Origin of the sequence: Brevibacterium aurantiacum (assembly GCF_007558825.1) — a bacterium.
In the GTDB taxonomy this organism is placed as follows: Bacteria; Actinomycetota; Actinomycetes; order Actinomycetales; family Brevibacteriaceae; genus Brevibacterium; species Brevibacterium aurantiacum_A.
Genome location: NZ_VLTK01000003.1, coordinates 248,027 through 273,787, shown reverse-complemented (window position 1 = coordinate 273,787; position 25,761 = coordinate 248,027). Strand labels below are relative to the sequence as shown.

The following is a 25,761-nucleotide window of genomic DNA, read 5'->3' as shown; positions in this document are numbered from 1 at the left end:
GCCGGTGTCAGCTGCTCAACGTCAGAGGCATGATCTTACGACGCAGCCAGACGGTCTTGGTGCCTCCCACGGAGATCCGGGTCCGTGCGAGCTCCCATTTGCCGTACTCCGCCTCGTCATTGAGTTCCTGGAGACTGACAGATCGCGGTGTTTCTCTGGAGAACGAGACCTTGCGAAACTCATAGGCCATGCTGGGACGCTGACGCTTCATAGGCCCACTGTAAACGATCTGGGCTAGTGTTGGTCACATGCCCGTCATCGTTCTCCTCCGGCACGGCGTCTCCAGTGCGAATACGGCAGGGATCCTCGCCGGACGCGCTCCCGGCGTGTCGCTGACCGATCAGGGTGTCAGCGCCCTTCGCGACACCCTGCGGATGCTTCCCCAGCGACACTTCTCCCGCCTGCTGCATTCGCCCCTCATGCGATGTGAGCAGACGGCTCAGATCGCGGCGTCTGCGGTCACCGCCGATTCTGTTGCCGCCGTCGATGACCTCATCGAACTCGACTACGGCGAATGGACCGGTCGGAGCCTGAAGGAACTCGGCAGCGAAGAGCTGTGGAAGACCGTCGTCGAACGGGCATCGCAGGCGCGTTTCCCCGGTGGGGAATCCATCGCCGAGGCGGCCGACCGTGCCGTGTCACAAGTGAGAACCGTCGTCGACGAGCTCCGCACAGAAGAACGCAGCGACGAGGAAGAGCGCAGCCGCAGCACAGAGGATCGTGGGGGCAGAGCCGATCGTTGGGCGATGCTCGTCTCCCACGGCGACATCATCAAGGCGATCATTGCCGATGCGTTGGCGATGCCCCTCGATGATTTCCAGCGCATCAGCGTTGCCCCGGGCTCCTTCACCGTCATCGACTTCTCGGGGCCACGGCCGGTGCTGACGGCGATGTCGGTCACCGCCGCTGGGCTCTCCGAGGGGAGCGCACCCGGCGGCGGCGGACTGCGCTGACGCTCAACCGAGCCAGCCAGCGCCGATCACGTGGCGGTGAGGACTCCCGTGCCCAGCAGGATGTAGAGCACGATGCCCAGTGCCACGCGGTACCAGACGAAGATCGCGAAGGACTTGGTCTTCACGTAGCCGAGGAACCAGTGGATGACGAGGAGTCCCAGTCCGAAGGCGATGATGGTGGCCAGGATCGTCGGTCCCCAGCCGATGACCGTGTCTGTGCTGCCGAGCGTCTGGAAGACACTGTAGAAGCCGGACCCCAAGACCGCTGGAATGGCGAGCAGGAACGAGTAGCGGGCAGCGGCAGGACGGTCGAAGCCCATGAAGCGCCCGGCCATGATCGTACCGCCGGAGCGTGAGACACCCGGGATGAGCGCCAGCGCCTGGGCGAATCCGTAGGCGATGCCCTGGCCCCAGCTCATGTCCTCAAGGGTGCGTTCCCTCTTGCCCACCCAGTCGGCGAGGCCGATGACGAGTCCGAAGACGATGAGCATGGTTGCGGTGATCCACAAGCTGCGCAGTGCACCCTCGATGGCGTCCTGGAACAGCAGACCGAGGATGACGATCGGAATCGAACCGACGATGATCAGCCAGCCGAGCCGGACTTCAGGGTCCTTGCGGTCGTGCTTGCCGACCAGCGCCTTGCACCATTTGGAGATGATGGAGACGATGTCGCGCCAGAAGTACACGACGACAGCTGCCTCGGTGCCGATCTGGATGATCGCGGTGAAGAACGCGCCCGGATCCTGGCCCGGCAACATGAACTCACCGACGATGCGCACATGCGCTGAGGACGAGATCGGCAGAAATTCTGTCAGTGCCTGAACGATTCCAAGCACAGCTGCGACCAGCCAGTCGTACATGCGTCTCCTTGAGAAAGTGGGATGGGAACGAAACCACGGTAGTCGCCGAATCAGGTAACCTCAACAATCATGAAGCATCAACGCCTCGGCAGAACCGGTCTTGAAGTCAGCGATGTGGGTCTCGGCACATTCGAGTGGGGACACCGAGTCGACGCCGCAGTCGCACAGCGACTCGTCGATGAGTACGTCGGCGCTGGTGGGAACCTCATCGAGCTTCCCAGTTCGGGAGTCCACGCGGCTCAGGTGGTGTCTCAGCTGAGTCTTCCTGAGCAGATCGTGTTGCTTGCCCGAGTGGGCGTGTCCATGAGTGAGTCATCCCACATCGAGGTGGGTCTGGGCAGGGCTCGGATCCTCAATCAGGTCGATGCCCTGCTCAGTGCCACCGGACGTTCCCACATTGACATGCTCATCCTCGATGTCTTCGATGCTGAGGTGGACAGGGCAGAGACCGCCTCGGCGATCGATACCCTGCTGACGTTGGGCAAGATCCGCTACGTCGGCGTGTCCCACCATGCCGGCTGGGAGTTGGCGGAGATGCGCGGAGCAGGTCTGCCGATCTCCTGCGCGATCGCGGAATACTCCCTGCTCAACCGGGAGGCAGAGCACGATCTTCTGCCGGCTGCGAACTACGCAGGCGTGGGACTCATCGCCGGTGCCGGCCTGGGCAGGGGAGTGCTGAGCGACAAGTATCGGCGCGGCACCCCACAGGACTCACGCTTCGCGGTGGGTGAACTCACCGACTATGTCGGGGCCTATCTCGATGAACGAGCGACGCGGGTGCTGGCAGGAGTCCGCAAGGCGGCTGCGGCATTGGGAGTGACGACGACAGACATCGCGCTGGCGTTCAACAGGTACCAGGGAGTCGCCTCATCATTGGTCTCGGCCCGCACCCCTGAGCAGATGGCTCAGCTGCTCAGCAGTGAAATCGAACTCGAACCCGAGATCGCAGAGGTCCTCGACCAGATCTCCTGAGGTCGCGGCCGGTTCGTACCTGATTCAGTCGTCTTCGTCGTCCTCGTCGATGGCGAAGTCACCGTCGAGTTCGTTGTCCTCGTCATCCTCCTTGGCGTCTTCGACATCGTCGAAGAGCTCAAACGGAGTGACCTCGTCGTACGCGGTGTAGATCGCGTCCTCATAGATTTCGAAGGCGTCGGCCAAGGCCATGTAGGCGGCTTCGACACGGGGGTCTTGGTCTCCATTGCGGTGTGCGGATGCAGCGAAGTGTTCACCCACTGCTTCGAGGAATGCGTCCAGGGCCTCACGAGGATCAGTGCTCATGACTCAAATGTATCCCAGGGAAGTCGGACATGTAAGTCTTTGAACTAGGCTGAAGGCATGGCAGCTTTGTACGACCACCCCACCCCAGATCGATTCGTCGTCGGCACGATCGGTCTGCCCGGCGAGCGAACGTTCCTCTTACAGGCGAAATCCGGAACTTCGCTGACCACAGTGGTGGTCGAGAAGGAGCAGGTCGAAATCCTCGCCGATCGCGTCACCGAACTTCTCGATATGGTCATGGTCAAGGATCCCGCGGCGCGAGTGCCGCAGTCTGCGATCGACGAACGCATCGACAACGCCGGACTCAACGTCCCGATCGAACCTGAATTCCGGGTCGGCACCATGAGCCTGGGTTGGGACACGGTCGCCCATGAGCTTGTGGTCGAATGCTTCGAACTCACCGAGGAGGATGCTCAGACGGGCACCTCAGCAGAACCGGATGACGATGAGGTCGAGCGAGAGGTGCTGCGCATCGTTCTCGACGCCGCCGGCTCCCGCGAGTTCGCCCGCCGGGCCGACCAGGTCGTCTCCGCTGGTCGCGGCGACTGCCCCTTCTGCTCGCTGCCGCTGGAGCCCGAAGGGCACCTGTGCCCCCGTGCCAACGGCATCGCCCGCGTTTAAGAGACTCATGCACGAAGCCTTCGCCCGGCAGGCCCTGGAACAGGGCACCTGCACCGTTATGGGAGCGATCCCGCGGGCCAGCAACGACACCCGCCTCGTGGTCGTCGACCACGCAGGCACCCACTTCAAAGCCGTCTACAAGCCGGCATCGGGAGAGCGACCGCTGGCGGACTTCCCACCGCACACCCTCTCGCTGCGCGAAGTGGCGTCCTACCGGCTGAGCGCTCACCTCGACTTGAACGTGGTTCCGCCGACCGTCCTGCGGGGAGACCTGGGAGCGGGGCCAGGGTCGCTCCAGGCCTATGTCGAGGACTCCGGGGACGATGACGCCGTCGCCCTCACCGAAGTCGACGGCATCCCTGCCGAGCACACTCCGATGTTCGCCCTGCGAACCGAGGACGGCACCGATCTGGTGCTGTCCCATGACGCACGGGAGGGGCTGCGGGCGATCGCCTTCTTCGACCTCCTCGCGAACAACGCCGACCGGAAGGCCGGCCACATCATCACCGGCAGCTACCTGCCGGGCAGCGGTGCGGCCAGCATCGGCACCTATGGCATCGACAACGGTCTGACGTTCCACGCCGAGGAGAAGGTGCGCACCGTGCTGTGGGGTTTCTCTCATCAGTCATTCCGGGTCGAAGAGATCGACGCCCTCGACGAGGTGGTCCGAATGCCCACGGAGCTGCGGACCGTGTTGGATGAATCCTTGGAAGAGACAGAGATCGAGAGCCTGCGCGCCCGGGCGGAGCGTCTGGGAGAGGCCGGAACGTTCCCCGATCCGCCGCAGGATCGGACAGTCATTCCCTGGCCGCCGATCTAGAGACGGCACGGCCTGAGACCGGAGGTGCCGTTCTGCTATGACTCGGTTAGGCTGGTCTCCGTGAAGTCATGGTCCGAACCTCAGCTACCCCGCCTCACCAGCTCCGGAAAGGTGCCGACAGTCTTCGACACCGGCACTCGGAGCCCACGCAGACTCAAAGGGCGTGACCAGGCGGCCGGTCTCTATGTATGTGGAATCACCCCGTACGACGCCACCCATCTTGGTCACGCGGCGACCTATGTCGCCTTCGACCTCTTGAACAGGGTGTGGCGCGATGCGGGGCTCGACGTCGTCTATGTGCAGAACACCACCGATGTCGATGACCCTCTGCTCGAACGGGCCAACGCCACCGGAGTCGATTGGCGTGAACTCGCAGAGTCACAGATCGAGCTGTTCCGCGAAGACATGACGGCGTTGCGCGTGCTTCCGCCGCAGAATTACATCGGCGTCGTGGAGTCGGTTGACCAGATCGTCGCAGCGGTCGAGGACCTCGTCGAGTCGCGGGCTGCATACACCCTCGACAACGGCGACGTGTACTACCGCGTCTCAACTCCGATCAATCCGCCCTTCGGCAGCGTCAGCCACGATGACCGGGCCACGATGGCCAAGCTCTCTGCCGAGCGCGGCGGCGACCCGGACACACCGGGCAAAGACAATCAGATCGATCCTCTGCTGTGGAAGGCCGCACGCGAGGGCGAACCGTCCTGGGACGGCGGGAAACTCGGGCCGGGACGACCGGGCTGGCACATCGAATGCACCGTCATCGCCAACAACTACGCGGGACTGCCCGTCGACGTTCAGGGCGGCGGCAGCGACCTGGTGTTTCCACACCACGAGATGAGCGCGGCTCACGCAGCGGCGTGGAAGCAGACACCGCTGGCTCGGACCTATATGCACACAGGCATGGTCGGCTACCAGGGCGAGAAGATGAGCAAGTCCAAGGGCAACCTGGTCCTCGTCTCGAAGCTGCGCGAACAGGGCGTCGACCCGATGGTCATTCGCACAGTGCTGCTGTCCAACCACTACCGCAGCGACTGGATCTTCACCGACGAGCTGCTCGAGTCCGCCTCGGCGCGACTGCGGGCGTGGAAGCATGCGGCAATGTGCGAAGCCGAATGCCGGGAGGGACTGCGCGGACACATCATCGGTCTGCTGCGTGAGTCTCTGGCCGATGATCTCGACAGCCCCCGTGCGTTGGGAATCCTCGACGAGTGGGCCGAGCACTATGCGGACTCACCCGCTGCCGAGACCGCACCGGTGTGCGGTGACCGGGTCGCGGACGCCGTCGATGCCCTGCTCGGCCTCGATCTGCACAGCTGAGCCGAAGCCCTCTACTTCTCGCGACCCCGTTTGCGCAGGTAGCGTTCGAACTCGGCGGCGATCGCATCGCCGCTGGCTTCGGGCAGCTCCGTGGAATCGTTGAGCTGTTCGAGTCCCTTGAGCAGCTCGACGAGGTGCGGGTTGTTGGCGACCAACTCATCGGCGCCGAGCTCCCATGCGCGGCTCTCCTCCTCGAGGATGGGAATATCGATCTCGAGTCCCGTGTACTTCTCCACCGCTGACGCCAGGGCCAATTCAGCCTTGGGCGAAGGGGAGTCGGTGAGATAGTCGGGCACACCGACCCATAGGTTGATCGCGTGGCGTCCACGCCTGTCGCATTCGACGCCGAGGAGGCCGAGGATGCCGATCGGTCCCGCATAGCCGTTGACGTCGATGTTCAGATCTGCGGCGAGCACTGCATCCTCTGTGTTCGCGACGACAGGCAGAGGACGCGTATGGGGGACCTCCGCGTGCAGACCTCCGAGCAGGACCACGCAATCCTCGGCGGTGACCTCGGACAGGATGAGCGAGAGGAATTCGCGCCACTTCAGTCCCGGCTCATGTCCCTGGATGACGGTGACCGGCGTGCCCAGATGCTGCCCCCGGTGGACTTCTATTCCCGGCCACGCGATCGTGGCGCGGCCCGTTTCGTCCCGAACGATCTCAGGCTCTGAGAATCTGAACTCGTAGAATCCGTCGGTGTCCAAGATCTCACTCTCGTCCAGTCGCCATGACTCGATGAGATCCTTGACCAGTGAACTGGCGGCCTCGGAGGCATCCGCGTCCTGTCCTTCGAAGGCGATGAACACGAGTGCCCCGGACCCTGATGGAAGAAAACTCATGCTTCAAGATTACGCTGGAATCATGACGAATCCTGCCGCAGTCCTCTGGGACATGGACGGAACTCTGGTTGATACGGAACCGTATTGGATCAGAGCCGAGACCGAACTGATGAACGCGCACGGCATCAGCTGGAGCGAAGAGCAGGGTCTGGAGTTCGTGGGCAACGACCTTCTCACCTCCGCCGCCATGATGCAGGATGCTGGACTCGACCTTCCGGCCGCCGTCATCGTCGACACCCTTCTCGACCAGGTCGTAGCGAAGATCGAGGAAGCAGTGCCGTTTCGTCCTGGAGCTCTCGAATTCCTCGCTGCGATCGTCACCGCTGGCATTCCCTGTGTGATGGTCACGATGTCCTACCGGCGACTCGCCGAGGCGGTCATCTCGGCATGCCCGGACGGCAGCTTCGTCGGCCTCATCTCCGGGGACGAGGTCACCGCCGGAAAACCCGATCCAGAGCCCTATCTCAAGGGAGCGGCGCTGCTTGAGCTCGACCCGGGAGCCTGTGTGGCGCTCGAGGATTCGAAACCCGGACTCGCCAGCGCAGAAGCAGCAGGCACAATCGCCATCGGCATTCCCCATCTGGTGGCGCTCGAGGAGCGTCCTGGCCGGATCCTGTGGTCGAGCCTCGAAGGGCGCGGAATTGCTGACCTGAGAGAACTCACGTCCCGACAATCCGTGTGATCTCCGGGGTCGGCGGGGGAGTGTTGCCCCACGCGGGGCACAGCGGTTTGAACGTGCACCAGTTACACAGTGGTGACTTCTTCGGGCGCCAGCGGTCGGCCTCGGCGGAGGCGATGATGTCCTTCCAGATCGACTCGATCTCGAACTGGGTGCGTTCGATGTCACTCATCGTGGGGTGAGACTTGAGGATGCTCTGCGACCCCAGGTACATGAGCTGGAGCGTGTGCACGAGCTCACCCGTGAGGCGATACTCGACGAGGGCGTAGAAGCCCATCTGGAAATGGGCCTCCCTGCCGTACTGGGGCTTGGGCTGCTTTCCGGTCTTGTAGTCGACCAGACGCTTCTCACCTCCCGGTGCGACATCGACGCGGTCGATGAAGCCCCGCAGCTCGAGGCCGTTGTCGAGCCGCGTGCGCACGTACTTCTCCGTCTCATCGGGCTCGAGGTGCTCCGGGAACTCGAGCCTGAAGTAAGACTGCAGCAGCTTGCCCGCAGTTGTGAAGAATGTCTCCTTCTCGCCTTCATCGCCGAAGATCTCGAGCACAGTTGGGTCCTTCTCGACGAGCTCGTCCCAGCTGGGACGAAGCAGGGCCTCGGCGACATCCTGCGTCCGCTGTGCCGCGGGAAGTTCGAAGAGCTTCTCAAGGACGGAATGGACGACGGTCCCTCTGAAAGCGGCCTGCGAAGGCGGTTCCGGAAGCTTGTCGATGCTGCGGAAACGAAATTTCAAGGGACATTGTACGAAGTCGTTGGCCCGTGAGGGCGAAAGACTGATCAGCTCGGCCATGTCACCACTGTAACGACTTGGTCTGACACGACGCGTGAGACCGCGGTGGCGAGCCTGTCGCTGATAGGCTGAGTGAACCCGACCCCAAGCTAGAGGAACTCCATCGATGGCCGCGAAAAAACACCAGACTGGTGCCTCTTCGGGCTTGCGCCTGGGCACTGTTCTCGGCGCCCCGGTGATCCTGGCCTGGTCATGGTTCCTCGCCGCTTTCGTGATCACGATTCTGTTCGCCCCGTGGGTGAATACCGTCCGGCCCGACCTCGGTGTCTGGGCCTGGTTCGTCGCGTTCGCGTATGCGGTTCTGCTGTTCGGTTCGGTCTTCCTCCACGAACTGGCGCACGGTGTCGCCGGACAGTTCTATGGACTCAAGGTCGCCGCGATCGAGCTCAATATCTGGGGCGGGTTCACCAGGTTCGAACCTCAGGCGGAGAATCCGCGTGACAAGGCCGCGCTGACCAGCTTCGTCATATCCATCGTCGGTCCGATCGTCAACATAGTCTTGGCCCTGTTGGGCTGGTGGTGTCTGAGCGCGGTCTCGCCGACTTCGGTTCCATGGCTCCTGCTCATCGCAGTGACATTCGCGAACGTCGCACTCGGTGCCATCAACCTCCTGCCCGGAATTCCGCTGGACGGCGGGTGGGCGCTGCAAGCCCTGATGTGGCGCCTGACAGGCTCGCAGTACCTGGGAACGATCGTCGCCAGCTGGGTCGGTCGAGTCATCGCAGTCGGCTTCATCGGCTGGTCCGTCATCACACCGCTGCTGGCAGGTGAGCGCCCCGACCCGCTGACCGTGGCGTGGATGTCGCTCATCGCCATCATGCTGTGGTTCTCCGCAGGGGACGCCGCGACTCATGCGAAGCGAGCACGGAAGATGGAGACCTACGACCTCTCGCAGGTCATCCAGCCTGCCATCGCAGCAACCTGGGACGCGGATCTGGCCGACACACTCGACTATGCGAACACGCTGGGCAATGCAAAGGAACGCACCCTCATCGTCGTCCTCGACCAGAAGGGCCTGCCCTACGGGCTCGTCGACAGGCATGCGGCAGCCGGTCGTCTGGCCGAGTCGCTGGACCAGGTCCCAGCAGGCGAAGTGGCCAGGCCGCTGGCCGGGTGGATCGGAGTCCCTAAGGACATCACGGCACCGCACCTGCTTGAGTCCCTGACTCATCGCCCGAAGGCGCAGTTCAGCCTGGTCATGGATGAGAACACTCTCGTCGGCGTCATCGATCTGCAGGAATTCTTCGACGAGCTGCTCGCAGCCTGAACCGGGTGTGCTGAGATACTTGTCATCAGCGTAGAGTGGACGCATCATGACTGAGGCAAGCCATACCGAACCCGACCGGGCCCTGAAGACCGGTGAGAAGATTCAGCTCACCGACCCCAAGGGCCGAATGCACACGATCGTGCTGGCTCCCGGAGAGCTGTTCCACACCCACAAGGGACTCATCGAACACGATGCCATCATCGGTCGCACCGAGGGAATCATCGTGGCGAACACCGGGGGCATCGACTTCCAGGTCTTCCGTCCGCGCTACGAGGACTTCGTCCTGTCCATGCCCCGCGGGGCAGCGGTGGTCTATCCCAAGGACTCGGGACTCATCGTCACCCTCGGCGATATCTTCCCCGGTGCAGTGGTCGTAGAAGCCGGCGTCGGTTCCGGGGCACTGTCGATGGCTCTGCTGCGGGCAGTCGGCCCCACAGGCAGGCTCCACTCGTTCGAACTCCGCGAGGAATTCGCCACCATCGCAGCCGGAAACATCGCAGACTTCTTCGATGGTCGACCCGAGAACTGGTCGGTCACGGTGGGAGATCTCTCCGATGAGCTGCCGCACTCCTACGAGGCGGGCACCGTCGACCGGGTCGTCCTCGACATGCTCACGCCATGGAACACACTGGATGCAGTCGCCACCGCGCTGGCACCCGGGGGAGTCGTCATCGCCTACGTTGCGACCGTCCCTCAGCTCTCCCGTTTCGTCGAAGCCCTGCGTGCCACAGACTGCTTCAGCGAACCGCAGTCCATGGAGGCCATGGTCCGAGGGTGGCATGTGGATGGGCTTGCAGTACGGCCCGACCACCGGATGATCGCGCATACCGGTTTCCTGGTCATCGCCCGCCGCATGGCACCCGGAGTGGCCCCGCTGGAGAAGAAGAAGCGACCACAGGGCACCCCGGCATCGACCGAAGACGTCGATGCCTGGACGAAGCCGGAAGTCACCGATGAAGCAGTCGGAGCCAGAGTCGCGCAGGGAAAGAAGCTGCGCCGCGTCATGCGTGAGGCGGGAAAACGGTTGAACCAAGAACCGACGACCCCCGAAGTCAACGACCGAGAGCCAGCCAGCCAAGCCTCGAACACCCCCGGGTCGAAGGAGGACCAATGACCGAAACCACGACCGAAGTCAAACGACTGCGCGAGGACACTGCGTCATTGCGCCAACAGCTCTTCAGCGCCGGGAAACGCAATGAAGCCCTGTCGAAGACCCTGCGTACAGCACGCGATGAGCTGAACCGGATCAAGGAGGAGGCCCGTCGACTGACGGAGCCGCCCAACAACTGGGGCACACTCATCGCTCTCGGTGAATCGGGGCTGAGCGCCGACGTCATCGTCGGCGGCCGCAGAATGCGCGTCGCCGTCGGACCCGAGGTGGAGCCGGCACACCTGCGCGCCGGTGCCGATGTTCTGCTCTCGGAAGGTCTTGTCATCATCGGGACCGGGTCCTTCGCCTCGGTCGGCTCCGTCGTCAATGTACGCGAATTCGTCGACGACACCCGGATCCTCGTCGGTGCTCCCGGCGACGACGAACAGGTCTTCATCCTCGGTGAGGACCTCGTCGATGCCGGCCTGCGCGTCGGCGATGCCGTGGTCGTCGATTCCCGCACACACTATGCCCTTGAGGTCGTTGAGAAGCCGGAGGTCTCTTCGCTTCTGCTCGAAGAGGTCCCGGACATCACCTACTCCGACATCGGTGGATTGGCCGATCAGATCGGCCAGATCAAGGACGCGGTGGAACTGCCCTTCGAGCACCCGCAGCTCTACACCGAGCATGGTCTCAAACCGCCGAAGGGCATCCTGCTCTACGGCCCTCCCGGCTGTGGCAAGACCCTGATCGCGAAGGCCGTGGCCAATTCTCTGGCCGACCGGACCGGTGCAGGTCAGTCCCGCAAGACCTACTTCCTCAATATCAAGGGCCCGGAGCTGCTCGACAAGTACGTCGGCGAGACCGAACGTCAGCTTCGTCTCATCTTCGCCCGGGCCAGGGAGAAAGCGTCGGCAGGATTCCCCGTGGTCGTCTTCTTCGACGAAATGGAGTCGCTGTTCCGCACCCGCGGTACCGGCAAGTCCTCGGACGTCGAGACGACAATCGTGCCGCAGCTGCTGACCGAAATCGACGGTGTCGAACAGCTCGACAACGTCATCGTGATCGGCGCATCGAACCGCGAAGACCTCATCGACCCCGCAATCCTGCGTCCGGGACGCCTGGATGTGAAGATCCGCATCGAACGTCCCGATGCCGATGCGGCTCGCGACATCTTCGAGAAGTACCTCACCGCAGAACTGCCCCTGCATGCAAGCGTGCAGACCGGTCATGAGACCCCCGCCGAGGGGGTGTCGGCCCTGATCTCGTTCTGCGTCGACCGCATGTATGCACTGTCACCGGAGAACGAATTCGTCGAGGTCACCTATGCCGACGCTACGAAAGAAGTTCTCCACTTCGCGGACTTCGCCTCTGGAGCCATGATCCACAACATCGTGGATCGGGCCAAGAAGAGTGCGATCAAATCGCTTCTGGAGACCGGTGAGCGCGGTCTTCAGCCGAAGCACTTCGAAGAGGCCATCGCTGAGGAATTCAGCGAGCACGAGGATCTGCCCAATACGACGAACCCCGACGAGTGGGCGCGGATCTCCGGTCGCAAGGGCGAGCGGGTGACACATCTGCGGATGATGCATCTGGATACGACGCGTGGAGCGCCTGTGGTTCCGCTGGAGAGGGATATCGCCGAGGTGTACCCGAACTCAGACCTGGTCTGAGCTGGTTCTCCGGTCCTTTCCGGTACTGATCAGCGGCGGTTTGCGGATCAGCGGCGGCGTCGGCGTGGGCTGGTGCTGCCGCCGGTCACGGCCGTGGCGATGAGCCGCCATCCGACCAGGGTGATGAGGTTGAGGGTGGCAGCGACGACGATGAATGCTCCTTGTGTTCCCGCGCCCGTGAGTGCACGGAGGACCATGCCTGCCAGCACAGTGATCGCCCACACTGCAGTTCCAGTCGCCAGTGGCGCAATCGGACGGTCCCAGACAGCCGACAGCAGCCAGGCGATGCCCAGTCCGGCCAGGAACGGCCACGCTGTGGTCAGGAGCCCCTGGGGATCGAAATTATGAGAATGTGTGTAATGACCGATGATGGTGAATAGGACAACCAGGATGAGGTCGACGATCAACGCGATCGGGAGATGAGATTTCTTCGCAGCCACGTCCCCGAGTCTAAACGTTAGAGGGAGTTCAGATGCTCAGTGTCCACCGTGTGATGGGTTCCGAAACCGAGTTCGGACTGAGCCAACCGGGCAATCCGGGAGCGAATCCGATGCGTGACTCGGCGCGTGTCGTCGACGCCTATGCGGGGCCGCGCGGACTGAAGTCCTCACAGAACTTCTGGGACTTCGCCACCGAATCGCCACTCGCGGACGCACGCGGCTTCTTCATGAACGTCGCCGACGCCGACATCTCCCAGCTCACCCACATGCCTCAGGAATCCGTGGAAGCACAATACCTCGCCAATGTCGTGACCGAGAACGGCGCCCGCTACTACGTGGACCATGCCCACCCCGAATACTCTTCACCGGAGGTGCTGACTCCGCGTGATCTCGTCACCTTCGATCGTGCGGGAGACATGGTGGCGTTGGCCTCGGTGCGCAGCCTGGAGGCCACGGACGAACCCGTCAACCTCTACAAGAACAACACCGATTCGAAGGGGTCCTCCTACGGCACCCACGAGAACTACCTCGTTGATCGGGCAGTGGATTTCGACGACCTCGTCTCCGGATTGATCCCGTTCTTCGTCAGCAGGCAGATTCTCTGCGGGTCCGGACGCGTGGGCATCGGACGCGAAGGTGAGACTGCGGGCTTCCAGATCTCCTCGCGCGCTGACTTCTTCGAAGCGCAGGTGGGACTCGAGACCACCCTGCGCAGGCCCATCGTCAACACCCGCGACGAACCCCACGCCGATCCGGCCAAATATCGTCGGCTGCACGTCATCATCGGCGATGCCACAATGGCCGAGCCGGCCACGCTGGTCAGGTTCGGGTCGACCTCCCTCGTGCTCGGCCTCATCGAGGCAGGACTCGTCCCCAAGCTCGAACTCGCCGATCCGATGCAGGCCCTGTGGGACGTCAGCCATGATCTGAGTCTGAGCACGAAGCTGCCCATGTCCGACGGCACCTCGATGACGGCTCTCGAGATCCAGGACACCTACTACTCGGCCTGCTTCGAACACGCCGGCGATGACGCGGACACCACTGAGGTTCTCAGCGAATGGAAGCGATTCCTCGACGGTTTGGCCACCGACCCACGCAGCCTGTCCGACTCCATCGACTGGATTGCCAAATGGGTGCTGCTCGAAGGCTACCGGAAGAAGGAGAACCTTGACTGGGACCATCCGAAGCTCGCGCTCATCGACGTCCAGTACCACGACGTTCGGCCCGAGAAGGGTCTGTTCTACAAGCTTGAGAAAGCCGGACGGATCCGCCGGCTGACGACCGATGGTGAAGTCGAGAAGGCCGTGGTCTCCGCGCCCGACGGAACCCGGGCCTACCTGAGATCACTGGCCGTGACCCGATTCTCGGACTCACTGGTGGCAGCGAGCTGGGACTCGCTCGTCCTCGACGCCGGAGAGTACGGAATCGTGCGTCTGCCGATGAGCGAACCGCTCAAAGGAAACCGTGAACTCCTCGAGGTCAGACTGGCTGAAGTGCACGACTCACAGGCACTGCTGCAGGCACTGGGAGTGGATAGACTGAAAACGACGAACGATGAAAGAGGTGCGAAATGAGTTCGCAGGAACAGGTTCAGAGAGACCATTCGGCCGGCGGGGGAGAACCACCCGCCGAACCGCCGGAGGCCGTGCAGGGTCAGATCAACACACAGAACGTGGATTCGATCCTCGATGAGATCGACGGAGTCCTCGAATCGAACGCAGAGGAGTTCGTGCGCAACTTCGTCCAGAAGGGCGGCCAATGAGATGTCAGGATTCTCTCCTGCATTTCTGAGTTCGACGAGCAATTCGTTCATCGAACTCGCCCGAGCCGTGGCGCCCGAAGCGCTGCCGACCACGGCCGGGCATGATCTGGGGCATCTGGCTCCGGAGGGCACGACGATCATCTGCTTCCGCACCGCCACGGGCATCCTCATGGCAGGAGATCGGCGCGCGACGATCGGGAACATGATCGCCTCCCACTCCATGGAGAAGGTGCGACCAGCCGACGATTTCTCGGTCATCGGCATCGCCGGAACCGCGGGACTCGCGCTCGATCTCATCCGTCTCTACCAGCTCGAACTCGAACACTACGAGAAGATCGAAGGTGCACGCCTGTCGTTGGGAGGCAAGGCCAACCGTCTGGCGTCGATGCTGCGCGGAAACCTGAGCTTGGCCATGCAGGGGTTGTCTGTTGTTCCGCTCTTCGCTGGCGTCGACGAAGCGACTCCCGCTGGGCAGATCTTCAGCTTCGACGTCACCGGCGGCAAATACGAAGAGCATCGATTCCATTCGATCGGCTCCGGATCCGGCTACGCACGTGGGGCGCTGAAGAAGCTGTGGCGGCCCGACCTTCATACCGATGCTGCGATCTCGGTGGCTGTTGAAGCCCTCTTCGATGCCTCTGATGATGACTCGGCCACCGGTGGCCCTGATTTCGTCAGGCAGATCGCTCCGACGATCTTCACCGTCGACCTTGAGCACGGGGTCGTCGAGATCCCTTCGGCCGACGTGATGTCGATTGCCATTGAGGTCAGCGATCGTCGGACCAGAAAGGCACAGTCATGAATGAGGCACGCCCATGAGCCAGGCACCGTTCTACGTCTCACCCGAACAGCTGATGAAGGACCGGGCCGACTTCGCCCGCAAGGGCATTGCCCGGGGTCGGTCGGTCGTGGTGCTGCGCTACGACGAAGGCATCCTCCTTTTGGCAGAGAATCCTTCTCCGACGCTGCACAAGATCGCCGAGATCTACGACCGCATCGGCTTCGCCGCAGTCGGCAAATACAACGAGTTCGAGACGATGCGCCAAGCCGGTGTGAGGTACGCGGACCTGCGAGGATATTCCTACCACCGCAGCGATGTCACCGCGCGGGGGCTGACGAACGCATACGCGCAGACGCTGGCCGGGGTCTTCACGACGGAGTCGAAGCCCTTCGAAGTCGAACTCGTCGTCGCTGAACTCGGACTCACCGCCGAGACCGATCAGCTCTACCGGCTCAGCTACGACGGCTCCGTGATCGATGAGACCGAACATGTGGCGATCGGGGGACAGGCCGATGACATCACAGCAACGCTGAAGGACCTGTCCACCTCGGTGCTGCCGCTGCGAGAGGTCTTCGACCATGGTGTGCGCGCTCTTGCCACCGCAGCATCCGGCACAGTGCCGACCCAGGACCTAGAGGCAGCCGTGCTCGACCGGAATGCGAGTGGACACCGTACATTCAAGCGACTCAGTGACGCCATGATGGCGCAGCTGCGGGAGGACTGATGGCCAGAATCTACGGACTCGAGACCGAATACGGGCTTGCCCATTCGGCAGGAGAGGGTGACCGACGCATCGGTCCGGAGGAGATCGCACGCTATCTGTTTCGACCCATCGTCGAATGGGGACGTTCCTCGAACGTGTTCCTGCCCAACGGTTCCCGGCTCTACCTCGACGTCGGCTCCCACCCCGAATATGCCACCGCCGAATGCGATAATCTCAGCGATCTGCTCACACAGGACCGCGCGGGTGAGTCCTTGATGATCGACCTGCTGAATCATGCACAGACGAGCATCGAGGCCGATGGACTCGGCGGCCGCATCCACATGGTCAAGAACAACACAGATGCGGCGGGGAACTCCTACGGCTCCCATGAGAACTTCCTCATCCGCCGCAATCTCGATTTCAACCGTCTGACCACGGTGCTGCTTCCCTTCCTCGTCTCCAGACAGCTGCTGGTGGGCGCCGGTGCCATCATCCCCGCGCAGTCGTCCTTCCAGCCCGACGTCGAGGCGAACCGAGCAGACATGATGTTCGGACTCTCGGCACGTTCTGATGTGATGTGGGAGGGACTGTCCTCAGCCACGACCCGTTCACGCCCGATCATCAACGCTCGAGACGAACCGCACGCAGATGCGGAGAAATATCGTCGTCTCCATGTCATCGTCGGTGATTCCTCGATGTCGACAGCCACCTCGGCGCTCAAGATCGGCTCGGCCGTGCTCATGCTCGACCTCATCGAACAGGGTGCACGCATCCCGGAACACGGTCTGCGCCACGCCGTGCGCGACATCCGCCTCGTTGCCAGGGACCTCACCGGGTCGGTGCAGCTCGAGCGCACGGACGGGACGACGATCACACCGCTGAACCTGCTCACCGACTACCGCGACCGTGCTCAGGTCCTCGTGCAGAAGGGAGACCACAGCCTCGGCGACGATGGGATGGCCGAATACGTCATCGACCTGTGGACCCGGATGCTCGAGGCGATTGCAGCCCAGGACTTCTCCGCAGTCGACCACGAGATCGATTGGGTGATGAAGAAGACGCTCATCGACCGGGCGATGGCCCGCGGCATCGACGATCTCACGGATCCGCGGATCTCTCGCCTCGACATCGCCTATCACGACATCACACCCGACACCGGTCTGTTTCCCAAGCTGGAACGCACAGGTTTGGCGAAGAACCTGGTCACGCCCGAAGCACGCGAAAAGGCGAAAGACGTCCCTCCGGCGTCCACCCGGGCAGCCATCCGCGGAGAATTCGTCCGTGCCGCCCATGCCGCACGCCGTGACTACACCGTCGACTGGGTGCATCTGCGACTCAACGACGAATCCGGCCGTGCCGTGGCGCTGAAGAACCCCTTCGAGTCCACGCACCCACAGGCTGAAGCTCTCATCGCGGGCCTGTAAGATCTCAGTGATCTGGTCTTGAACGAAAGGAACCACGTGCGCACCAAAGTGCTCGCCGTCATCGCGGCCGCCACACTTCTGCTGTCCGCCTGCGGACAGGGCGAGGAGGCGGAGGACACGACAAGCGCCCCGCCCTCAGTCTCGGCCGAGGACGCGAAGTCGACCAGCCTCGACGACATCACGGTCGAAGGCAAAGTAGGTGAGAAGCCGAAGGTCAGCTTCGACGCACCCCTGGTCGTCGACAAGACCGGAGACACCGTCATCAGCGAGGGCAAGGGCGACAAGGTCGCAGACGGTGAGCAGGTCACCGCACAGATGACCCTGGTCTCGGGCACGACCGGCAAGCAGATCGAGTCGAGCTACGATTCGAAGTCACCGGCCGGGTTCCCGATGGACAAGAGCCAGATCTCGGAGCAGCTCTACAGTGCACTCTTGGACACGAAGGTCGGATCGCGCGTGCTCATGTCGCTCAACGGCAGTGCGCAGGAGGGCCAGCCGGCGCAGACCCTTGTCTACGTCATCGACATCGAGAAGACGACGAAGCCCCTGACCCGCGCCGAAGGCAAGAAGGTCGATCAGTCGAAGAACCCCGTGACGGTGAAATGGGCCGACAACGGTGAACCCTCGATCTCGAAGCCGAAGGGCAAGGCTCCGAAGGAACTCGAATCGTATACCACGATCGAAGGTGAAGGACCGAAGGTCAAGGAGGGCCAGAGCGTGGCCGTGCACTACTCCGGTTGGCTCTGGGACGACAATTCGAAGTACTTCGACTCAAGCTGGCAGGATGGACGCGGACCCTTCGCCGTCGACCCCGTCGGCCAGGCTCAGGTCATCGATGGTTGGAACGAAGGCCTTGTCGGTGCAAAGGTCGGCAGCCAGATCGTCCTCGTCATCCCACCCGACAAGGGATACGGAGAACAGGGCAGCCCGCCGAACATTCCGGGCAATGCCTCCCTCGTATTCGTCATCGACGTCCTCTCGGCCCAAGGCTGAGGACCTCTCGGCCCACGGCTGAGAACACAGACACCACAGAACTACGACTTAAGGAGACACCATGAGCAAGCAGAAACCAGTCGTCGATTTCCCCGGGACTGAGGCTCCGACCGAGCTGTTCATCGTCGATGACATCATCGGTGACGGCGCCGAGGCTGGTCCCGGCAACACCGTGAGCGTGAACTACGTCGGCATCGCCCATTCGACCGGTGAAGAGTTCGACGCCTCCTACAACCGCGGCACCCCGCTCGAGTTCCGCCTCGGCTCCGGCATGGTCATCTCCGGTTGGGACCAGGGCATCCAGGGCATGAAGGTCGGAGGCAGGCGCACCCTGCAGATTCCTCCGCACCTGGCCTACGGCGACCAGGGCGCCGGCGGCGTCATCAAGCCCGGCGAATCCCTGATCTTCGTCTGCGATCTGGAGAACGTGCGCTGAGACGCCAGCAGTGAATCGGCTGCCGAGGCTCAGCTCTCGGCAGCCAATCTGCCCGCCGCGGCAGCAGCGAGAAATGCTGCTGCATCGGCGGGCAGTTTTCGTCCCATCGTCGACAGGCCCACCGGCGAGGACTTGAGGCCTGCCCACAGGCCCTCCAGGCTGACACTGACCTGATCATGCATGTGCAGCATCGGCAACTGTGCGGCTGCGACCTCGGCCACGACGGAAGGGTCGGTGTCCATCTCACGACGGTCAGCCTCGGCGAGGGTGGAGAAGTCCGGGACCGGAATCGTCATCCCGGGGCGGGCGATCTCGGCCAGCGAGGTCAGAGAATGATGGGAGACTCCGAAATGCCTGCCGCGGGCATCGGCATTGGACATGCGCAGGACACCGACAGGGGTCCCATTCAGCAGAGCGGCCGCATTGAGGTGCTCACCGGTGACGAGGCCGGAATATCCGTATTTGGTTCCGGTTCCCAGATTTCCCGGTCCCTGCGCGACGATGGCGATATCTGCACCGAGGACATGCCTGGCGGCGAGCAGACCCGTGTGAATCGTCACAGCCTCAAGATCGGCGCCCCAGGATTGGCCGGTGCTGATGGTTCCGTGCAGCCAGCCTGCGTCCTTCAGCCCGGCCGCGGCCTGGGAGAAGCTGGCGGGCAGAGCCGCACCGTCGCTGAGGACATAGGCGATGCGAAGTTCGGGATTGACCGTGCGGATGCCGGCGATGATGGCGGGAAGTGCCGAATGCAGATCCGCGACGAGCACAGGCATCCCACCCAGAGACTCTTCCCTGGCCAGGGTCTCATGGTGTTCAGATTCCTGATCGTCGACGCCGAGGACCATCGTCTGCAGGGGGGAGTAGCGGTCCTTGACCAGATGCCCTGGCCTCTCGGGCGGGTCGGTCGGCAGTGCATCGGGCAGAGCCACAACGAGACCGAAACCTCCGGTGCCCAAGCGTTTGGCCAGAGCCGAGACATTGAGCAGGACTGTGTCCCCGACCTGCGGATGTCCGACGGCCTCGGTATAGGCGACCGCCTTGATGCTGGTGATCGTCGTGCCCGGCAGCACCTGGTCAATATCGGCTTCGACCTCTGTGTATCCTGGCCGGGTGGAGCGAATCGTGGTCACGGTTCCTCTGCGCCAATGAATCATGGTCTTAAGACTATCGCCCGCATTAGGTTACGGTGGAATTGTGAATACACCCCGCCCCAGCAGACAGAGGCAGCAGACGGAACGTCTGATGAACCTGCTGATCGCTCTGAGAGCCGCCCGCGGATGGGTCTCGCGGAAGACCCTGATGAGTGCCATCGACGGCTACGCGGGACTTGATGACATCGCCTTCGACCGCAAGTTCTCCCGCGACAAGGAGCTTCTGCGGCATATGGGGATCACGATCGCCACTCGCGCCGAACATGACGCCTATTCAGATGTGGGAGAGACGGGCTACCGGATCTCCGCCGATGACTACGCGATGGATGACGTAGAGCTCACTCCCTCCGAAGCGGCTGCTGTGGCGGTTGCCGCACAGTTCTGGTCCGACACCGAACTCGGTGAGTCCAGTGCGCAGGCGCTGACGAAGCTGCGCGCCCTGGGCATCGACCTCACCGAGGCAGGACCTGGGCATGTCGAAGCCAATCAGGGGCCTGCGGCACGAAAGCTGGGCAGTGCGAACTTCGCCACAGCCCTCCACCACATCAACGCCCGTGAGGCGATCAGCTTCAAGTACCACAAGCCCGGGCAGAGCCCTCGTAAGGTCAAGCTCGAACCCTACGCGCTGCTCAGCCGCGGTGACCGGGTCTACCTGCTGGGCCACGACATCGACCGGCAGGCCCAGCGCACGTTCCGACTCTCCCGGGTCGAGGGCAAACTGGCGAAGCTCGGCGGACGGGACCCTGGCGACTATGACATCCCCGCTGACTTCGCCCCACATGTGGCACTGAGCTCGAGCACGGAGATGGCGGTCGTCGCCGAGGCGAAGCTGCGCATCCGCGCCCACCGTGCGGACCCGCTGCGCCGACGACAGGTGCGCACGGAGGATGATGCCGTGATCATCGAGTTCACCGATGCCGCATCCCTGGCCGCAGAGATCGTGAGTTTCGGCACCGCCGTCGAGGTGCTCTCCCCGGTCGAACTGGCCCAGGCTGTCGAGGACCGACGGCACGCAGTCAGAGAGTCCCTCGAACGACTCGGAGGTCGTAATGTCCTCAGCGCGTGAACGACTCACCCGGCTGCTCAGCCTGGTCCCGTATCTCGATGCCCATCCGGGGGCCGACCTTGAGGAGACGGCGGACTATTTCAACATCGATTCGGACACTCTCATCGATGACCTGCAGCTCCTGTTCGTGACAGGTCGCCCCGGCCACATGCCCGATGACCTCATCGACGCCAGCTGGGAGGGCGGGAAGATCTACATCTCCAATGCTGAAGAGGTCTCCGTCCCTGTCCGACTCAGCGCCGAAGAGGCGGGAGTCCTCGTCCTGGCCCTCGAACTCATCGACACCCTGCCCGGGCTCGACACCGAGGCGGTGCGCACGGCAGCGTCGAAGCTGCGCCTGGCTGCGGGGGAGAACCTCCACACACCTGTCGAGGTCAGCCCGATCCCCGCGGACGAAGAGCTCATGGCGTTCCTCAAACAGGCGATCGCTACGGAAGCGGCGGTCGAGATCGACTACTACGTCGGTTCCCGAGATGAACTGACCCGGCGGATCATCGCCCCCAGCAGGCTGGTGCCCGGGGCGGACTGGTACCTGGATGCCTGGTGCTATGCCGCTCAGGCTCCTCGCCGTTTTGCCCTGAGCAGCATTCGCTCCTGGATTCCGGCTGCACATCCGCCGCTGACCGTCAGCACCGCGCAGTCGAGTCCACGGGAAGTCACCATGACGCTGTCGGCAGCGGGCGCATGGCTCGCGGATGAACTCGAGTTGAGCGAGCGTGAATACTTCGCCAATGGTGAGCCTAGTGTGCGAATCAGATTCCTGGTCCACTCCGTGGACTGGTTGAGTCGATTCCTGCTGTGCCATGCCGACGTCATCACCGATATCGACGACAGTGAAGCAGTGGACGCCGCACTGACGCGGCTGGGCTGAGGCCGGTCGCGACACATCGCCCCAGCCGTGCGGCGAGGATGAAAGGCACAGCCACACGGCGTAGAATCTTTCAGAGCAGACAATAGTCAAGGAGTCCCCATGAAACCGAGTTTCGTGCAGATCGCGATCGTGATCCTCATCATCGTGATCATTTTCGGCGCACCCAAGCTGCCGGCGCTGGCCAGAAGCCTGGGTCAGTCGATGAAGATCTTCAAGTCAGAGGTCAAGGACCTCCGTGATGATGACGAGCCCAAGAAGACCGAACCTGGCGAGCTCAACCGCGAGGCAGGGGAGAACGACACCTCGTCGACCGCGGAGGCTGCCCGAAAGCCTGAGCACCCTGCACAGGAAAAGCAGGATCCGCAGTCTCGCGAGACGTGAAAGAGCAGCACGACCGGCGATCGTCTTCGGCACGTAAGAAGAACCCTGAGCGGAAGATGCCCGTTGTCGGGCACCTCATCGAGCTCCGGAATCGTCTCCTTGTCGCGGCGATCGCGATCGCCCTCGGTGCCGTCGCCGGATGGTTCCTCTACGATCCGGTCCTCGACATTCTGCAGGAGCCGATTCGTGGCATCCGTGCCTCGGGCGACCGGACGGCTGAGATCAACTTCGCAGGAGTCGCCTCCCCGTTCGATCTGAAGATCAAACTGTCGTTCTTCATCGGCATCTTCCTGTCCTGCCCGATCTGGCTCTACGAAGTCTGGGCATTCATCGTTCCGGGGCTGACGAAGAAGGAGAAGCTCTACTCGCTCGGCTTCCTCGGTGCTGCGATTCCACTGTTCCTCGCGGGATCGACCATGGCCTTCTTCGCCCTTCCCAATGCAGTCAAGGCGCTGACATCGTTCACCCCGGCTGGTGGTACGAACATCATCCCGGCGCAGGACTACCTGAGCTTCGTGATGGTCATCATCGTGGTCTTCGGTCTGGCGTTCGTTCTTCCGGTGCTCATGGTCGGACTCAACATGATGGGCATCCTCTCGGCCGGACGGATCCAGAAATCCTGGCGGGTGATCGTGATGATCGTGTTCCTGTTCGCGGCCATCGCCACCCCCACTCCCGACGCAATGTCGATGTTCTTCCTCGTGATTCCGATGATGACGCTGTTCTGTGCGGCATGGGTGATCTGCGTGTTCAGCGACCGGAGACGTAAGAAGAGGCTCATCGCGCAGGGCCTGTGGGTCGACCCCGACGAACCGATTGACTGAGAGAAGCATGACTGAATCCGTGAGCCCGCTCGACCCCTCGGCAGATACTGAGCCATTGAGTCCTGCGGCGGCCTATGCCGACTATCGAGATAGGACGAAGAAGGCGCAGACCCCCTTGGGGCGGTTCGCGGCCAGGACCGACTTCGAACTCGACGACTTCCAGCTCGAGGCGTGCACGCAACTGCAGGAAGGCAAGGACGTCCTCGTCACTGCGCCCACCGGTGCCGGCAAGACTCTGATTGCGGAATTCGCTGTCGAGCTGGCTAGGGACGAAGGCAAACGGGTCTTCTACACCACCCCGATCAAGGCGCTGAGCAACCAGAAGTTCAACGACCTCATGGAAGTCCATGGTGTCGACAACGTCGGGCTGCTCACTGGTGACACCTCGATCCGGCGTGATGCGCCGATCATCGTCATGACCACAGAAGTCCTGCGCAATATGCTCTACAACGACCTGTCGGGACTCTCCGACCTCGGATTCGTCGTCCTCGACGAGGTTCACTACCTCGCCGATCGTTTCCGCGGACCCGTGTGGGAAGAGGTGATCATCCACCTGCCGGACCGGGTGCAGATGGTATCGCTGTCGGCGACCGTGTCCAACGTCGAGGAGTTCGGTGCATGGCTGCGTGAGGTGCGTGGGCCCACAACCGTCATCTCCACCTCTCACCGTCCGGTGCCGCTGGTCAATCATGTCCTCGTCGGCCACCGTATGTATGATCTGTTCACTCACCACGACTCCGACCGGATCGATCCCGCCCTCAACCATGCCACCCGGACCCATGGTGGGCCCCGCTCGAGGCGCGAACGAGCCACCCGTGCCCGGTTCCGCAGGCCCAGCCGAACCCAGGTCGTGTCCTCTCTGGCAGAGACCGGGATGCTGCCGGCGATCATGTTCATCTTCTCCCGAAATGCCTGCGACGAGGCGGTGGAGCAGTACCTGGCCTCGGGATTCGACCTGAACTCCCGTGAAGAGAAGGTCATCGTCAATGCCGCACTGGAAAAGCTGCGCGATGAGCTGGCCAGCGAGGACCTTGGCATCCTCGGATTCCACTCATTCAGGGAAGGTCTTCTGCTGGGAGTCGCCGCCCACCACGCGGGGATGATCCCACAGTTCAAACAGCTCGTCGAGGAACTCTTCTCCCAGGGCATCATCAAGGTCGTCTTCGCCACCGAAACCCTGGCACTGGGCATCAACATGCCTGCACGCACGGTCGTCCTCGAGAAGCTCGTGAAATTCAACGGTGAGGCCCACGTCTCGATCACACCGGGGGAGTACACCCAGCTGACCGGACGTGCCGGGCGCCGCGGCATCGACAAGATCGGCCACTCCGTCGTCATCTGGCACCCCAGCTTCGAAGTCAATGAGATCGCAGGACTCGCCTCCAACCGCTCCTACGCGCTCAATTCTGCGTTCGGACCCACCTACAACATGACGGCGAACCTGCTGTCGCGGATGAGCTCGGCGGAGGCAGCGAAGGTCCTTGAGACCTCGTTCGCACAGTTCCAGGCCGACAAGGCCGTCGTGGGCCTGGCGAAGAAGGTGCGGAAGAACGAAGCGACGATCGGAGCCTATGAGAAGTCGATGCAGTGCGAGCTCGGGGACTTCGCCGAGTATGCGCGTCTGCGGCAGGCCATCAGCGATACCGAGAAGCAGGAGACTCGCACCAAGTCGAAGAACCGGCAACGTGAGATCGTCGAGTCGCTGAGTACACTCAAGGTCGGCGACGTCGTCACCCTGCCCGCGAAGCGAGTTGAGGGCACTGCCGTCATCATCGCGCCCATGAGCTCCCGCGACGGAGGTTCGCGGCTGCCGACGGTCCTGACCGAACAGGGCAAAGTCTGGCACCTGCGCCCCCACGAGGTGACCGAACCGCTGGCGGCGCAGGGCCGGGTCCGTGTGCCGAAGAAGTTCAATCACCGGCAGGCGGGGGATCGGAGGCAGCTGTTGGGCATCCTCAACGATGCCAAACACGATGGCAAGGTCGATCCAGGGGCCCGATGGGAATCCTCACCCGGTGCTTCTGGTGTCAGCTCGAGTGTGTCGGAGATGACCGCGCAGCTGCGAGCCCATCCCTGCCACGAGTGCCCGGACCGCGAGATGCACGCCCGGTGGGCCAACCGAGCAGCCAAACTGGTCAAGGAGAACGATTCGCTCATCGCCCGGATCGAAGGCCGAACGACGTCGATCGCTCTCGTGTTCGAACGAGTTCAGGATGTCCTGCGCACGCTGGGCTTTGATCCCGAACAGTCCGATATGCTGCGTCGGATCTACGGGGAGCGCGACCTGCTGGTGGCGCTGACCATTCGCTCGGGACTGTGGGACAACCTCGTCGAACCTGAACTTGCAGCATTCGCCTCGTGCTTCGTCTTCCAATCCCGGCGCGGTGACACCCTCCATCCGGAGCGTGCCCCGAGCCGCGACCTCAAGGTCAACGGAGATGAAGCAGTGACGATCTGGCGCAAGCTGTTCCAACTTGAGGAGCAGCACGCCCTGTCCACGACGCAGGAACCCGACAGAGGACTATTCAAGCCGATGTACCGCTGGACTGAAGGCAAGAACCTTGCCGACTCCCTGCGCGGCACGGACATCGCAGCCGGAGACTTCGTCCGATGGGCCAAGCAGAGCCTTGACCTGCTCGGTCAGGTCGCGGAGGTGGCCGAACCGGAGACTGCGGTGCGCATTCGTCGGACAATCGAAGCGATCCGCCGTGGAGTCGTCGCCGACTCCTGATCGGC

Annotated in this window: 28 protein-coding genes; 21 read left to right on the top strand and 7 right to left on the bottom strand. The window is 62.8% G+C overall.

The annotated features are described in order from the left end of the window. Positions 1-7 precede the first annotated feature (7 nt). The gene (locus FO013_RS06180; protein ID WP_232488267.1) at positions 8-211 is read right to left on the bottom strand and encodes a DUF5703 family protein; all 204 of its coding nucleotides are present in this window, start codon (positions 209-211) and stop codon (positions 8-10) included. A gap of 37 nt (positions 212-248) precedes the next feature. On the opposite strand from FO013_RS06180, the gene FO013_RS06175 reads away from it, so the two are divergent. Continuing rightward, positions 249-953, top strand: a complete 705-nt coding sequence (locus FO013_RS06175) for a histidine phosphatase family protein (RefSeq protein ID WP_143921694.1) — start codon at positions 249-251, stop codon at positions 951-953. 26 nt (positions 954-979) lie between these two features. Here the strand turns inward: FO013_RS06175 and FO013_RS06170 are convergent, their stop codons facing one another. After that, positions 980-1,813 carry an undecaprenyl-diphosphate phosphatase gene (locus FO013_RS06170; protein WP_143921693.1) on the bottom strand — a complete coding sequence of 278 codons (834 nt, stop codon included), beginning with the start codon at positions 1,811-1,813 and terminating at the stop codon, positions 980-982. Between the two features lie 69 nt (positions 1,814-1,882). Here FO013_RS06170 and FO013_RS06165 point away from each other — a divergent pair, with 69 nt between their 5' ends. Then, a complete protein-coding gene (locus FO013_RS06165; protein WP_143921692.1) occupies positions 1,883-2,785 on the top strand; it encodes an aldo/keto reductase in 903 nt (300 codons plus the stop codon). Between the two features lie 24 nt (positions 2,786-2,809). On the opposite strand, the gene FO013_RS06160 is transcribed toward FO013_RS06165, so the two are convergent. Beyond that, entirely contained in the window at positions 2,810-3,091 is a 282-nt protein-coding gene (locus FO013_RS06160; RefSeq protein ID WP_143921691.1) for a hypothetical protein, read from the bottom strand. Between the two features lie 57 nt (positions 3,092-3,148). Here FO013_RS06160 and FO013_RS06155 point away from each other — a divergent pair, with 57 nt between their 5' ends. Genes FO013_RS06155 through mshC form a run of 3 tightly spaced genes read left to right on the top strand, consistent with a single transcriptional unit; the run spans position 3,149 to position 5,852 of the window. Continuing rightward, the gene (locus tag FO013_RS06155) at positions 3,149-3,712 is read left to right on the top strand and encodes a DUF3090 domain-containing protein (RefSeq protein ID WP_143921690.1); all 564 of its coding nucleotides are present in this window, start codon (positions 3,149-3,151) and stop codon (positions 3,710-3,712) included. A 7-nt stretch (positions 3,713-3,719) separates the two neighbouring features. After that, on the top strand, positions 3,720-4,532 hold the full coding sequence (locus FO013_RS06150; RefSeq protein ID WP_143921689.1) for an SCO1664 family protein: 813 nt from the start codon (positions 3,720-3,722) through the stop codon (positions 4,530-4,532). Positions 4,533-4,592: 60 nt separating this feature from the next. After that, positions 4,593-5,852: a cysteine--1-D-myo-inosityl 2-amino-2-deoxy-alpha-D-glucopyranoside ligase gene (mshC, locus tag FO013_RS06145; protein WP_143921688.1), complete on the top strand. Its 1,260-nt coding sequence runs from the start codon at positions 4,593-4,595 to the stop codon at positions 5,850-5,852. Positions 5,853-5,863: 11 nt separating this feature from the next. On the opposite strand, the gene FO013_RS06140 is transcribed toward mshC, so the two are convergent. Further along, complete coding sequence (locus FO013_RS06140) at positions 5,864-6,694, bottom strand: proteasome assembly chaperone family protein (protein WP_143921687.1); 831 nt, start codon at positions 6,692-6,694, stop codon at positions 5,864-5,866. A gap of 22 nt (positions 6,695-6,716) precedes the next feature. Between FO013_RS06140 and FO013_RS06135 the strand changes: the two genes are divergently transcribed. Continuing rightward, positions 6,717-7,376, top strand: coding sequence for an HAD family hydrolase (locus FO013_RS06135; RefSeq protein ID WP_260848020.1), 660 nt, complete (start codon positions 6,717-6,719; stop codon positions 7,374-7,376). Here the strand turns inward: FO013_RS06135 and FO013_RS06130 are convergent. Continuing rightward, positions 7,354-8,163 (bottom strand): RecB family exonuclease, encoded by an 810-nt coding sequence (locus FO013_RS06130; RefSeq protein ID WP_143921685.1) that lies wholly within the window; start codon positions 8,161-8,163, stop codon positions 7,354-7,356. The two genes, FO013_RS06135 and FO013_RS06130, sit on opposite strands and share 23 nt — an antisense overlap. Before the next feature lie 106 nt (positions 8,164-8,269). Here FO013_RS06130 and FO013_RS06125 point away from each other — a divergent pair, with 106 nt between their 5' ends. The 3 genes from FO013_RS06125 to arc are packed head-to-tail and all read left to right on the top strand — an operon-like array spanning position 8,270 to position 12,193. Beyond that, complete coding sequence (locus tag FO013_RS06125) at positions 8,270-9,430, top strand: site-2 protease family protein (protein WP_143921684.1); 1,161 nt, start codon at positions 8,270-8,272, stop codon at positions 9,428-9,430. 46 nt (positions 9,431-9,476) lie between these two features. Then, positions 9,477-10,544: a tRNA (adenine-N1)-methyltransferase gene (locus tag FO013_RS06120; RefSeq protein ID WP_143921683.1), complete on the top strand. Its 1,068-nt coding sequence runs from the start codon at positions 9,477-9,479 to the stop codon at positions 10,542-10,544. Beyond that, positions 10,541-12,193 carry a proteasome ATPase gene (gene arc / locus FO013_RS06115; RefSeq protein WP_143921682.1) on the top strand — a complete coding sequence of 551 codons (1,653 nt, stop codon included), beginning with the start codon at positions 10,541-10,543 and terminating at the stop codon, positions 12,191-12,193. The genes FO013_RS06120 and arc overlap by 4 nt, the downstream gene beginning before the upstream one ends. 47 nt (positions 12,194-12,240) lie before the next feature. Here arc and FO013_RS06110 read toward each other — a convergent pair whose 3' ends face one another. After that, positions 12,241-12,633, bottom strand: a complete 393-nt coding sequence (locus FO013_RS06110) for a DUF3054 domain-containing protein (RefSeq protein ID WP_143921681.1) — start codon at positions 12,631-12,633, stop codon at positions 12,241-12,243. A 32-nt stretch (positions 12,634-12,665) separates the two neighbouring features. Between FO013_RS06110 and dop the strand changes: the two genes are divergently transcribed. From dop to FO013_RS06075, 7 genes are all read left to right on the top strand, one after another. Beyond that, entirely contained in the window at positions 12,666-14,207 is a 1,542-nt protein-coding gene (gene dop / locus FO013_RS06105; RefSeq protein ID WP_143921680.1) for a depupylase/deamidase Dop, read from the top strand. Continuing rightward, positions 14,204-14,395 (top strand): ubiquitin-like protein Pup, encoded by a 192-nt coding sequence (locus tag FO013_RS06100; RefSeq protein WP_143921679.1) that lies wholly within the window; start codon positions 14,204-14,206, stop codon positions 14,393-14,395. The genes dop and FO013_RS06100 overlap by 4 nt, the downstream gene beginning before the upstream one ends. A gap of 1 nt (position 14,396) precedes the next feature. Continuing rightward, the gene (gene prcB, locus FO013_RS06095; RefSeq protein ID WP_143921678.1) at positions 14,397-15,197 is read left to right on the top strand and encodes a proteasome subunit beta; all 801 of its coding nucleotides are present in this window, start codon (positions 14,397-14,399) and stop codon (positions 15,195-15,197) included. Positions 15,198-15,210: 13 nt separating this feature from the next. Beyond that, complete coding sequence (prcA, locus tag FO013_RS06090) at positions 15,211-15,900, top strand: proteasome subunit alpha (protein ID WP_143921677.1); 690 nt, start codon at positions 15,211-15,213, stop codon at positions 15,898-15,900. Then, complete coding sequence (pafA, locus tag FO013_RS06085; RefSeq protein ID WP_222103584.1) at positions 15,900-17,303, top strand: Pup--protein ligase; 1,404 nt, start codon at positions 15,900-15,902, stop codon at positions 17,301-17,303. Before prcA ends, pafA begins: the two co-directional genes overlap by 1 nt. Positions 17,304-17,339: 36 nt before the next feature. Next, entirely contained in the window at positions 17,340-18,296 is a 957-nt protein-coding gene (locus tag FO013_RS06080) for an FKBP-type peptidyl-prolyl cis-trans isomerase (protein ID WP_260848019.1), read from the top strand. 61 nt (positions 18,297-18,357) lie between these two features. Beyond that, the gene (locus FO013_RS06075) at positions 18,358-18,732 is read left to right on the top strand and encodes an FKBP-type peptidyl-prolyl cis-trans isomerase (RefSeq protein ID WP_143921675.1); all 375 of its coding nucleotides are present in this window, start codon (positions 18,358-18,360) and stop codon (positions 18,730-18,732) included. A 29-nt stretch (positions 18,733-18,761) separates the two neighbouring features. Here the strand turns inward: FO013_RS06075 and FO013_RS06070 are convergent, their stop codons facing one another. Continuing rightward, positions 18,762-19,886, bottom strand: coding sequence for a DUF3866 family protein (locus tag FO013_RS06070; protein ID WP_143921674.1), 1,125 nt, complete (start codon positions 19,884-19,886; stop codon positions 18,762-18,764). 40 nt (positions 19,887-19,926) lie between these two features. Here FO013_RS06070 and FO013_RS06065 point away from each other — a divergent pair, with 40 nt between their 5' ends. The 5 genes from FO013_RS06065 (at position 19,927) to FO013_RS06045 (ending at position 25,756) form a co-directional block, all read left to right on the top strand. After that, positions 19,927-20,949 carry a helix-turn-helix transcriptional regulator gene (locus FO013_RS06065; protein ID WP_260848018.1) on the top strand — a complete coding sequence of 341 codons (1,023 nt, stop codon included), beginning with the start codon at positions 19,927-19,929 and terminating at the stop codon, positions 20,947-20,949. Continuing rightward, positions 20,933-21,820, top strand: coding sequence for a WYL domain-containing transcriptional regulator (locus tag FO013_RS06060; RefSeq protein ID WP_143921673.1), 888 nt, complete (start codon positions 20,933-20,935; stop codon positions 21,818-21,820). The genes FO013_RS06065 and FO013_RS06060 overlap by 17 nt, the downstream gene beginning before the upstream one ends. A gap of 99 nt (positions 21,821-21,919) precedes the next feature. After that, the gene (gene tatA, locus FO013_RS06055; protein ID WP_143921672.1) at positions 21,920-22,201 is read left to right on the top strand and encodes a Sec-independent protein translocase subunit TatA; all 282 of its coding nucleotides are present in this window, start codon (positions 21,920-21,922) and stop codon (positions 22,199-22,201) included. A gap of 56 nt (positions 22,202-22,257) precedes the next feature. Further along, positions 22,258-23,025 (top strand): twin-arginine translocase subunit TatC, encoded by a 768-nt coding sequence (tatC, locus tag FO013_RS06050; protein ID WP_143921899.1) that lies wholly within the window; start codon positions 22,258-22,260, stop codon positions 23,023-23,025. 7 nt (positions 23,026-23,032) lie between these two features. Next, positions 23,033-25,756, top strand: coding sequence for a DEAD/DEAH box helicase (locus FO013_RS06045; RefSeq protein ID WP_143921671.1), 2,724 nt, complete (start codon positions 23,033-23,035; stop codon positions 25,754-25,756). Positions 25,757-25,761: the final 5 nt, after the last annotated feature.